The sequence below is a fragment of the Amycolatopsis sp. NPDC004747 genome (assembly GCF_053601335.1).
In genome coordinates this window covers 1-1,154 of the sequence record NZ_JBSGBQ010000086.1, presented here as the reverse complement: position 1 = coordinate 1,154, position 1,154 = coordinate 1, and the positions used below count along the sequence as shown (strand labels likewise).

Annotated in this window: 1 protein-coding gene; it reads right to left on the bottom strand. The window is 70.1% G+C overall.

Annotated features, from left to right (window positions below; genetic code table 11):
- On the bottom strand, positions 1-1,154 hold a 1,154-nt coding region (locus ACWEGE_RS47010), incomplete at both ends, for an acyltransferase domain-containing protein (protein WP_449667019.1).

The window sequence follows — 1,154 nt, the reverse complement described above, 5'->3', positions numbered from 1 at the left end:
GCCACCAACTCACGAACAGCAGGCTCCAGCTGAACGGTCTGGCGCAGATTCGTGTACCAGTACCCGGCATCCGTGTCCGCCGACTCGATCCACCCACCCGTCACCGTCGAGAAGAACGGCACCTCGGGTTCCCGCGCCACCACCGGGGCCAGGACATCAAGGAGTTCGTCTCGGATCAGCTCGACGTGCGCGGAGTGGGAGGCGTAGTCCACCTCCACCCGCCGCACCCGCACATCCCGCACACCCGCCCGCTCCACGAGTTCGTCGAGCGCGTCCGCGTCACCGGAGACCACCACAGAGGTCGGACCGTTGACAGCGGCGACCGAGATACGGCCGCCCCAGCCGGAGATCAACTCCTCGGCCCCCTCACGCGAGAGTGCGACCGACACCATCCCGCCATGTCCCGCCAACGCGGTGATCGCACGACTGCGCAACGCCGCCACCCGCGCACCGTCCTGCAAACTCAGCGCACCCGCCACCACAGCAGCCGCGATCTCACCCTGCGAATGACCCACCACAGCAGAGGGCCGCACACCGAACGACTCCCACAACGCCGCCAGCGACACCATCACCGCCCACAACACCGGCTGCACCACATCCACCCGGTCCAGCCCCGGAGCACCCTCCACACCCCGCACCACATCCATCAACGACCACTCCACGAACCCGTCCAACGCCACCGCGCACTCACCGAAGCGAGCCGCGAACACCGTGGACGAGTCAAGGAGTTCCACCGCCATCCCCACCCACTGCGCACCCTGACCCGGGAACACGAAGACGGTGTCGATGTCCTCGCCGGGGTTCTCCGCGAGGCCTCGGGCGACGGTGGCGGGCTGTTCGCCTCGGGCGACGGCGCGCAGGGCGGTCAGGAGTTCGTCGCGGCCGGCGCCGACGACGACGGCGCGTTCCTCGAGTGCGGCGCGGCCGGTCACCAGGGAGTGGGCGACGTCGACGGCGTCGGCGTCACCGGCTTCGAGGGCGGCGGCGAGCCGCTCGGCCTGGGCCTTGAGCGCCTTCTCGGAGCGGGCCGTGACGAGCCACGGGACGACCACGCCGTCCGTCTCGTGAGCGGGCTCGGCGGCTGCCGGTCCGGACTGCTCGGATGCGAACGGCACGGATACGGACGGTTCGAGTTCGGGCTGCCCGGATTCAGG